Origin of the sequence: Nostoc sp. FACHB-280, assembly GCF_014697615.1 — a bacterium.
Lineage (GTDB): Bacteria > Cyanobacteriota > Cyanobacteriia > Cyanobacteriales > Nostocaceae > Nostoc_B.
The window spans coordinates 49,077-58,413 of sequence record NZ_JACJSD010000048.1 but is presented as its reverse complement, the minus strand read 5'-3'; the positions used below and the strand labels follow the sequence as shown (position 1 = coordinate 58,413).

General features: G+C 40.6%; 8 protein-coding genes. 3 read left to right on the top strand and 5 right to left on the bottom strand.

The window, feature by feature from the left end:
* The first annotated feature begins 248 nt into the window (after window positions 1–248).
* Window positions 249–1,127 carry a glycine--tRNA ligase subunit alpha gene (gene glyQ, locus H6G75_RS26735; RefSeq protein WP_190982937.1) on the top strand — a complete coding sequence of 293 codons (879 nt, stop codon included), beginning with the start codon at window positions 249–251 and terminating at the stop codon, window positions 1,125–1,127.
* A 93-nt stretch (window positions 1,128–1,220) separates the two neighbouring features.
* On the opposite strand, the gene H6G75_RS26730 is transcribed toward glyQ, so the two are convergent.
* From H6G75_RS26730 to H6G75_RS26710, 5 genes are all read right to left on the bottom strand, one after another.
* The gene (locus H6G75_RS26730) at window positions 1,221–2,012 is read right to left on the bottom strand and encodes an ABC transporter ATP-binding protein (protein WP_190982936.1); all 792 of its coding nucleotides are present in this window, start codon (window positions 2,010–2,012) and stop codon (window positions 1,221–1,223) included.
* Window positions 2,013–2,025: 13 nt separating this feature from the next.
* Window positions 2,026–2,958: a branched-chain amino acid ABC transporter permease gene (locus H6G75_RS26725; RefSeq protein WP_190982935.1), complete on the bottom strand. Its 933-nt coding sequence runs from the start codon at window positions 2,956–2,958 to the stop codon at window positions 2,026–2,028.
* 23 nt (window positions 2,959–2,981) lie between these two features.
* On the bottom strand, window positions 2,982–3,932 hold the full coding sequence (locus H6G75_RS26720; protein WP_190982934.1) for a branched-chain amino acid ABC transporter permease: 951 nt from the start codon (window positions 3,930–3,932) through the stop codon (window positions 2,982–2,984).
* A 7-nt stretch (window positions 3,933–3,939) separates the two neighbouring features.
* On the bottom strand, window positions 3,940–5,160 hold the full coding sequence (locus tag H6G75_RS26715) for an ABC transporter substrate-binding protein (protein WP_190982933.1): 1,221 nt from the start codon (window positions 5,158–5,160) through the stop codon (window positions 3,940–3,942).
* Window positions 5,161–5,358: 198 nt separating this feature from the next.
* Entirely contained in the window at window positions 5,359–6,510 is a 1,152-nt protein-coding gene (locus H6G75_RS26710; RefSeq protein ID WP_190982932.1) for an FAD-dependent oxidoreductase, read from the bottom strand.
* Window positions 6,511–6,579: 69 nt separating this feature from the next.
* Here H6G75_RS26710 and H6G75_RS26705 point away from each other — a divergent pair, with 69 nt between their 5' ends.
* Both H6G75_RS26705 and H6G75_RS26700 read left to right on the top strand, forming a co-directional pair.
* Window positions 6,580–7,089, top strand: a complete 510-nt coding sequence (locus H6G75_RS26705) for a GNAT family N-acetyltransferase (RefSeq protein WP_190982931.1) — start codon at window positions 6,580–6,582, stop codon at window positions 7,087–7,089.
* 348 nt (window positions 7,090–7,437) lie between these two features.
* A complete protein-coding gene (locus tag H6G75_RS26700; protein WP_190982930.1) occupies window positions 7,438–9,297 on the top strand; it encodes an NAD(P)H-quinone oxidoreductase subunit F in 1,860 nt (619 codons plus the stop codon).
* Window positions 9,298–9,337: the final 40 nt, after the last annotated feature.

Here is a 9,337-nt window from a genome sequence, read left to right as displayed (position 1 = left end):
TTTACTTGACGCAGGCTACTTGTGCTATTATTGCTTTCAAACTATAATCTTTTCATGGTTCGGTTCCCTTCGAGCGAGCTTCGCTTTGCAGCGCCCCCTCTCTCAGGCACTTATCCAATATATCTAACCTACCGCTTCGTGTCAACCTCTTTCTCAAAAAATATTTTTTCTTCGGCTGTAACTCTCTACTGATATGCTTTCTAGTCCACAATAGTGAATGCACTGTGCAGAGTAAGGGAGGGTAGAGCGTGAATTTTCAGTCAGTAATAGCCACACTGCATCAATTTTGGAGCGATCGCGGTTGTTTGATTGCCCAGCCTTATGACATTGAGAAGGGGGCTGGTACTAAAAATCCCCATACATTTTTAAGGGCGTTGGGGCCAGAACCTTGGGCTGTGGCTTATGTTGAGCCATGTCGCCGTCCTACAGATGGCCGTTATGGCGAAAACCCTAACCGTTTCCAACATTATTATCAGTACCAAGTTTTAATTAAGCCGTCACCAGATAATATTCAAGAGATTTATCTTGATTCTTTGAGGGCTTTGGGTATTCGTCCTGAAGACCATGATGTTCGGTTTGTGGAAGATAATTGGGAAGATGCAACGGTAGGTGCTTGGGGAACTGGCTGGGAAGTCTGGTTGGATGGAATGGAAATTACTCAATTTACATACTTCCAACAATGCGGCGGTATAGACTGTAAGCCTGTATCAATTGAAATTACTTATGGATTAGAGCGGTTAGCGATGTATCTCCAGCAAGTGGAAGCAATTGTCAAGCTTCAATGGACAGATGACATTACTTATGGGGATGTTTTCTTGCAAAATGAGATTGAGCAGAGTACTTACAACTTTGAAGCATCAAACCCTGAGATGTTGCTCACACTGTTTAATTTGTATGAACAGGAAGCTAATCAGTTAACGGAACGTGGTTTAGTCTTACCAGGCTTGGATTATGTGATGAAGTGTTCACACACTTTCAATTTGCTGGATGCGAGAGGAGTCATTTCTGTAACGGAAAGAACTCGCTATATTGCGAGGATTCGTCATTTGGCGCGAAAAGTCGCACAACTATATGTAGAACAGCGAGAGAAGTTGGGTTATCCTTTGTTGAAGAAAACAGCAGTGTGAGTTGTTCCATCTGCAAAACTCTATATTTAGTTTTTGGCAACTCTTAGTCACCTCAATTCAAGTAACTGAGTTGGGTGGCTATGCCAACTAATGTTATTCATTTCCTAAATAAGCCTCGATGACTGCTGGATTATTTCTGACTACAGAGGGTTCACCCAAAGCAATTAATTGACCAAAATCTAAGACAGCAATCCGATCGCACAAACCCATGACTAATGGTACGTGGTGTTCAATCAGAATAATGGTTAAGTTGAAGCGATCGCGGATATTGCGGATAAATTCGCTCAGTTGCTGTTTTTCACTGGGGTTCATCCCGGCTGCTGGTTCGTCTAAAAGCAAGATTTGTGGTTCTAAGGCTAAAGCACGGGCAATTTCTAAACGACGTTGATCACCGTAAGCGAAATTTTTAGCTTTTTCTGCTGTGTGATCGCTCAACCCAACTAATTCTAATAATTCTAAAGCTTTTTGCTTACTTTGATTTTCTTCAGTAGGAGCGGGTGGTAGTCCCAAAACTCCTGTAATCATATTACTTTTAGTATGCAAATGCCGACCAATTATAACATTTTCTAAGGCTGATAATTCGCCAAATAAGCGAATATTTTGAAAGGTTCTCGCAATACCTAAAGCTGCAATTTGATGGGGTCGCAGTTGAGCAATTTCTTGACCTTGATAAATCAATCCACCCTCAGAAGGTGGAATCAGGGCTGTAATTAAATTAAATAAAGTTGTTTTTCCTGCACCATTAGGGCCAATTAAGCCAAAAATTTCATATTGTTTAACTTTAAAAGAGACATTATTTACCGCAACTAAACCACCAAAGCGGCGAGTTAGTGAGTTAGCTTCTAATATAACTTTACTGTTATCTGAGGCATTAATTTCAGACATATTTAGATTTGAATTATTTTCTGACTTTACCCATTTTAAAAATTTCAGGCGTAACTAAACCTTGAGGAAAGAAAATAGTACCTATGACTATAAGTAAACCAAAAATAATTAATCTACCATCTCGGAGGAATTGGGCTAACCAACCTAACCAAGCAGGAAAAATACCAGAGTCGGCGATACCGCGTAAAATTTCTGGTAGGGCTGTAAATACCATACCACCTACAACTGAACCTAAAAAAGTTCTGGAACCACCAATTAAGACAAAAGTTAGGTAAATAATACTGGCATCAAAAGTACCTTGACGCGCATTCCAGGTGTTGAGAAAATGGGCGCTAATTGCACCTACAATACCAGCTAGAATTGCCCCTAAAGTAAAGGCTAAGACTTTGTAGTATGTGGGGTTAATTCCCATTGCACCGGCGGCTAATTCATCTTCGCGGATGGCTGTAAATGCTCTACCAACTCTGACTCTTTCTAAGCGATAAAACAATACCATACTGATTAAAAGTAACGGTAAAGCAATCCAGAGATATTCGATTTGAGTTTGGAAGGGTTGGGGTATACCAAAAATCCCAACAGCACCGCCTGTAATGTCTAAATTTAAGGAAAGAACTCGCAGAACTTCAACAAAAGCAATGGTGGCGATCGCTAAATAGATTCCCCGTAATCTTAATGCTGGAATACCTACTAATAAACCTAGTATCCCAGACACTAAACCAGCGATTAACATTTCCAATAAAAGTAAATGTAGGGGAAATAGATTACTACTAGATGTAAATACTTTTGTGGATAAAATCGCTGCAATATATCCACCTAAAGCATAAAATCCTGGACTGGCTAAAGATAATTGTCCAGTCATTAAAGGTAAGTACAAAGAAAGTCCTAATAATGCTCCTAGCACCATCGAGACAATTAGTGAACCATAAGTTGAAAAAAATTCAGCCATAAATTGCCAGAATGCAGAATTTATTAGACTTTCTGAACGAACCGCCGACCAAGTAAACCTTGAGGTCTAACTAACAGCATGATAAACAATATTCCAAATGCTACAGCATCTTTGTAACCAGAGTATTCGGCGGGGACAAAAGCTTCTACTAAGCCGATGAGTAATCCTCCTAAAACTGCACCAGGAATACTACCCAAACCACCTAAGACGATCACGGCTAACCCCCGCAAACCAAAGGCGATTCCAAAGTATGGCCCTGCAATACTCACGCTAGAAGCTACCAATGTTCCGGCTAATCCGGCTAAGAAGCTGCTGATAAAAAATGTCAAAACGATAAAGCGATCGCTGTTAATTCCTAGTAAACTAGCTGTGGTTGCATCTTCGGCGATCGCTTGCATAGCCTTACCATATTTAGTTCGATTAATAAAATAGGTAAGAATTGCCACAATTACGATTGACACTACAAAAATTAATATCTGCACACTGCGAATAGGAATTGGTTTCTCAACAGTGCCGAAGTTAATTGCAGGTGGTAAATTACCAAAGGTATTAGCGGGATATGTATAACTTTCTGCGCCTACTAAGTACTGAATTAAGTTAACAATTACAACTGCTACACCCAAACTAGAAACAACAGTTAATAAAGGATCAGATCCTTGACGGCGCAAAGGTAGGAAAGCTATACGTTCCATTGCAACTCCCACCAATCCAGCTATGCTACTACCAATAATTAAGGATATGGCAAATGGTAATTGCAAAGTTAGAGTCAAATTCGCCAGTAAACCGTTAAATCCAAAAGTTCCACCCATGAGTGCGTAGGTGAAATACGCACCAAGGGTAAAAATTGCACCATGAGCTAAATTAATGATGCCTAAAATAGAATAAACCAGAGTATATCCTAAAGCAAAAATCGCGTAGACACTGCCAATAGATAACCCATTTAACAATTGCTGAAAAAACAGACTAATATCCATGTAGCTACTATTTCAAAAATGTAAATTTACCTTTACTACCATCGGATTCCATTTTGATTTGAGCTACGTAAAAGTCTTGTTGTACTACTTCTCCTATGGGTGTAAAACCAATTTCTCCGAGGGGTGTATTGTATTTACCAGTCAGTAGCTGTTTGTTCAATTCAGTTCGCAATGCTGGTAATTCTAACTTGTTGACTTTGCTCTTTTGATCTAAGGATTTTAGAGCTTCTACATATACCTGAACTGCTGCAAATGCTTGGGCGCTAAATTGTGGTGGTTCTTTTTTAAATTGGTCTACATAAGCTTGACGAAATTTAGTATTAATTTCGCCAGGATGTTCTGGACTGTATGCTTGAGCAATTAATACACCATCACAAAGTGCCTTACAAACTGGGAAAATATTAGATGTATTCAGACCATTACCACCAACGATTAAGCCTTTATAACCTAATTCTCTTAGTTGTCTGACTAAGTTTCCACCATCAGCAGCTAAACCAGAAATAATTACTAAGTCTGGTTTCAGGTTAATTGCATTGGTGGCTTGACTTTGAAAGTCTGTATCGCTAGTTTGGAATTTTTGGACTGTAACTAATTCTAAATTCTGTTCTTTAACTGTTTGCTGAAAAATTTCGGTCTCTGATTTGCTAAATGCGTCATTTTGCGCGAAGAAAACGGCAACTTTTTTAATGTTAGGATTTATCTTGAGTGCAGCTTTAATTGAATTTGGTGCAACTACAGAAACTGGTGCCGAAACACGCGCAATGTAATCACCTATTTCTGGAATACCTTTGGCTGTATTTGAGGGTGCAAGTACAGGAATTTTAGCCCGTTCGGCAATGGGGTCAGCACTAAAGGCTTGTTGTGATAAAGTCGGGCCAACAATTCCCACTACTTTATCTTTATTAATTAATGCTTGAAAGGCGTTAATTGTACCAGCTTCATCACCAGCAGTATCTTGAAAGACTAATTTAATGGGTGTGCCATTAATTCCACCTTGATCATTAAAATATTTCTCGGCAATTTTCGCGCCAGCAACTTGTTCTTGTCCCAGTAAAGCAACATTACTTGTTTGGGCTACAGCAATCCCTATAGGAATAACTGTGGATGTTTGTGGAGTTGCATTGTTATTATTTGCTGGATTTGTGCTAGTGGTAGAGCCACTACAAGCAGTGAAAAATAAAGCGAAAATGGGTAGTAATGCTGTGGTACGAATAAAGGCAGTGTTCATTAGAAATATTTATGCAGTGATGAGAAATTTCAAAAAGTTAGTTATTAAATCATTTTCATTTGACCATGCAAATGTAACTATTCAAAGTGTTGATCAATACATTTTTTTAAGAATGCAGATATAAAAAGCAGATGATTTTGCTAACTGTTGATTTCAACGAGAAAGTTATAGTTCATAATATCGTACTCTGTGTTGCGCTTACACACTCAAACTTTGCATAAAGCGGCAGTCAATCCAATCTTTCCAGCACCATATTAAAGGGTGGGGAGGTAAGGTGAATGCGCCTTTGGTAGCGATCGCTCTTTTGTCGCCTGTCCCAATTAAACTTAGATATTGTTGCTGTGGGATATAAGGTTTGAATGGTTTGCCTAAAATCATTCGTTGCAAGTTCTCAAATAACGGCTTACCCTGACGTACTGCAAACACACCAGCTTTAGGACGGGGATGATTTAGCATTGTGGCAATATCACCAGCAGCAAATACCTGCGGATGGGTTTGAGATTGCAAGGTGTCATTAACTAAAATAAAGCCTTGTGCATCAGTTCCGAGTCCGGTAGTTTTTAACCAGTCTGGTGCTGAGGCTTGTGTTACCCAAAAAACTTTATGACACTCTACCACTAACCCCGATTTAGATTTGACTGCAAATAATTTTTCATTTATCTGCGTAATCTGAGAGACAGACTCGCCTAGATGCAGCTGAACACCTCGACGGGTCAAAACTTGTTTTACCTGACGCTGCACTGAGTGATGATTATGCGGCAAAATTTTCTGATGGCGTTGAAATAAATGAATTTCCAGATTTTGAAATGTTTGCTGGTTCGCAATCAAGATTTGCTGTAAGTGTGCTTGCATTGCGAGTGCTAATTCTACGCCACCCACACCACCACCGACAATTGCTATTTTGAGTTGCTGCTGAGGATTTTCGTGAAAGCTTTGCAGCAGTTCATACCAACAATCTAGGAGTTTTGCTACTGGTTTAGCTGCAATAGCATATTCGGCTGCACCTGGTACAGAGATTGTCGCTGGAGTACTGCCAATGTCAATAGACAGTACATCAAAATTTACTGGCGGACGGTTAGCGCAAATTACTTGACGATTTTCTAAATCTAAACCAATGGCTTGGTCTATATATAAATGTGTATGGGCAAAGTCAGCTAATCGTGACAAATTAATGTGGCACTCATCATAACTATATAATCCAGCAATGTGTCCGGGTAACATTCCTGAATAAGGTGTGTCTGATGTTGGGGTAATTAAAGTTAAACGTACTCCTGGTAGTGGTTTCATACCAAACATTTTGAGTGCGATCGCATGACTATGACCACCACCCACTAGTACTACATCAGGCATAGAATTCTTTCGATGAACACTGTATGATTTTTGAATATTTTCTACAATATCCTTTCCGACACGGTAGCGATGACTATCCGCCATGCGACTGAAGCTGATTTACCTGCGATCGTAGCTATTTATAATGCGGCAATTCCTAGCCGTCTCGCTACTGCTGATTTAGAACCTGTATCTGTGGAAAGTCGCCGCACTTGGTTTCATGGGCGATCGCCTCATTTTCGCCCTTTGTGGGTAATCGAACAGGATGGTAAAATTGCTGGGTGGCTGAGTTTCCAATCATTTTACGGTCGCCCAGCGTATCAAGCTACTGCCGAAATTAGTATTTATATCGCCCCAGCTTTTCATCATTGCGGTTTGGGAAGACGACTCCTAAGCCTCGCAATTTCAGAAAGCCCCAATTTAGGTTTAAAAACGCTCTTAGGTTTTATCTTTGCTCATAATCACCCCAGCCTCAAGCTGTTTGAAACACTGGGTTTTCAACGTTGGGGATATTTACCGCAAGTAGCAGAACTAGATGGGGTCGAACGGGACTTAATTATTATGGGTTTGCGAATTTGCGAAAAGAAGTCTGAAGTTTGAAAAATATGTGAAAGCGTTACTTATTGGTTCTGTGTGTCTTCATACCTAGACCAGACAGATCCCACGATATGAATAATGATTACTATATTGATTTCTCTATGGATAAACCATAGATATTAATCGATAGATAATATTGGTTAATTCAATCCATAGATATATAAGAATTAATTAGAGTAATTATCGCTGATTTATCTAATCGACTAATTCCCTTTTGCCTCAGATAACGGTAAGCTTAATCTAACAAAATTAAGCAAATATAAACTTGCGTTTTTGAATAGTGCATAGTGGCGGGATCAAAGCAATTTGATGCCAAAACACTAATTTCTGTTTAAATCTAGGGGTATTTTCATGGCTCAGTTTCTACTAGAGACTGTTTGGCTAGTTCCTTTATATGCCTTAATTGGTGGGCTTTTAGCCGTACCTTGGTCGCCGGGGATCATCCGCAAAACTGGGCCAAGGCCAGCAGGTTATGTAAATTTAGTAATGACATTTTTGGCGTTTGTCCATAGTGCGATCGCCTTACAAGCAACTTGGAATCATCCTCCCCAAGAAGTATTTATTCATTGGCTATCAACAGCAGGTTTAGACTTGACCATTGCTGTCGAAATTTCGTCAATTAGTGTAGGCGCATTAGTTGTCATCACTGGTTTAAATTTGTTAGCACAAATTTATGCTATTGGTTACATGGAAATGGATTGGGGTTGGGGACGCTTCTATTCTTTATTAGGTTTGTTTGAAGCGGGATTGTGCGCCCTAGCCTTATGTAATAACTTGTTCTTTAGTTATGTAATCCTAGAAGTCCTCACCTTGGGAACTTACTTGTTAGTAGGCTTATGGTTTAGCCAACCCTTGGTGGTAACAGGTGCGAGAGACGCTTTCTTAACCAAACGGGTAGGAGACTTGTTTCTGCTGATTGGGGTTTTAGGTTTATGGCCTCTGGCGGGAACCTGGGATTACAACGAACTGGCTGTATGGGCGAAAACTGCGGAAGTTGACCCTACAGTAATTACCTTAGTAGGTTTAGCCTTAATTGCCGGGCCGATGGGTAAATGCGCCCAATTCCCCCTGCACTTGTGGTTAGATGAGGCGATGGAAGGCCCTGTTCCCAGTACAATTTTGCGGAACTCGGTAGTTGTAGCCAGTGGTGCATGGGTACTGATTAAACTGCAACCCGTATTAACTTTATCACCCCTAGTTTCTACCGTGATGGTAGCGATTGGGTCAGTGACAGCTATTGGTGCATCTTTAATTGCGATCGCGCAAATTGACGTGAAACGCTGCCAATCTTATTCTGTGAGTGCTTACATGGGCTTAGTGTTCATCGCTGTAGGCACACAGCAAGATGATGCTGCACTGTTATTAGTACTTACCCATGCCTTATCTGCGGCACTGTTAGTAATGAGTACTGGTGGCGTGATTTGGAATAGCATCAGCCAAGATATCACCCAACTAGGTGGTCTATGGTCACGCCGTCCTATCTCTGGTTTAGCATTTATTATCGGCACATTAGGATTAATCGGTTTCCCACCCCTTGGTAGTTTCTGGGCATTGATGGAATTAGCCGATGGTTTATGGGAAACTCAGCCTTGGCTAGTTGGGATAGTTATAGCAGTTAACGCATTGACAGCCGTTAGTTTAGCTAGAGAATTTGGCTTGATTTTTGGTGGTAAAGCGAAGCAAATGAGTGAGCGATCGCCTGAAGTTCACTGGCCGATGGTATTGCCAATGGTGATTTTATTCGGATTTGTCCTCCATTTACCTTTAGTGTTGCAAAGCTTATCACTCTTACCCGACTGGGCAAACCTTAATAAAGATGTCGCACTTCTACTAATTTGGTCAAGTATTTTTGGTTGTAGCGTCGGTGGCGTAATTTATCTCGGCAACATTCCCAAACCAGTCCGCCTACCTTGGAAAGGTTTGCAAGACTTGTTAGCTTACGACTTTTACACCCCCAAACTCTACCGCCTAACCATCATTTTCAGCGTTGCCCAACTGGCAAAATTTGCTGATATGGTTGACCGCTTCGTAGTAGATGGCATTGTTAACTTTGTTGGTTTGTTCTCCCTCCTCGGTGGCGAAGGCTTGAAATATAGCACCTCTGGACAAACCCAAACTTACGCCTTCACAGTCCTCTTAGGCATTGGTCTTTTAGGCGCTTGGGTGACATGGCCATACTGGGGCGTACAGTTTCTAGAGTTAATGTTTTAACTAGTTAATCATCTGCGTTCATCTGCGTTCATCGGCGGTT

What these genes read in the sequence shown, in the direction of transcription:
- H6G75_RS26715 (WP_190982933.1), bottom strand. Translation starts at nt 5,160, where the DNA reads ATGAACACTGCCTTTATTCGTACCACAGCATTACTACCCATTTTCGCT.
- H6G75_RS26700 (WP_190982930.1), top strand. Translation starts at nt 7,438, where the DNA reads ATGGCTCAGTTTCTACTAGAGACTGTTTGGCTAGTTCCTTTATATGCC.
- H6G75_RS26710 (WP_190982932.1), bottom strand. Translation starts at nt 6,510, where the DNA reads ATGCCTGATGTAGTACTAGTGGGTGGTGGTCATAGTCATGCGATCGCA.
- H6G75_RS26720 (WP_190982934.1), bottom strand. Translation starts at nt 3,932, where the DNA reads ATGGATATTAGTCTGTTTTTTCAGCAATTGTTAAATGGGTTATCTATT.
- H6G75_RS26705 (WP_190982931.1), top strand. Translation starts at nt 6,580, where the DNA reads ATGACTATCCGCCATGCGACTGAAGCTGATTTACCTGCGATCGTAGCT.
- H6G75_RS26725 (WP_190982935.1), bottom strand. Translation starts at nt 2,958, where the DNA reads ATGGCTGAATTTTTTTCAACTTATGGTTCACTAATTGTCTCGATGGTG.
- H6G75_RS26730 (WP_190982936.1), bottom strand. Translation starts at nt 2,012, where the DNA reads ATGTCTGAAATTAATGCCTCAGATAACAGTAAAGTTATATTAGAAGCT.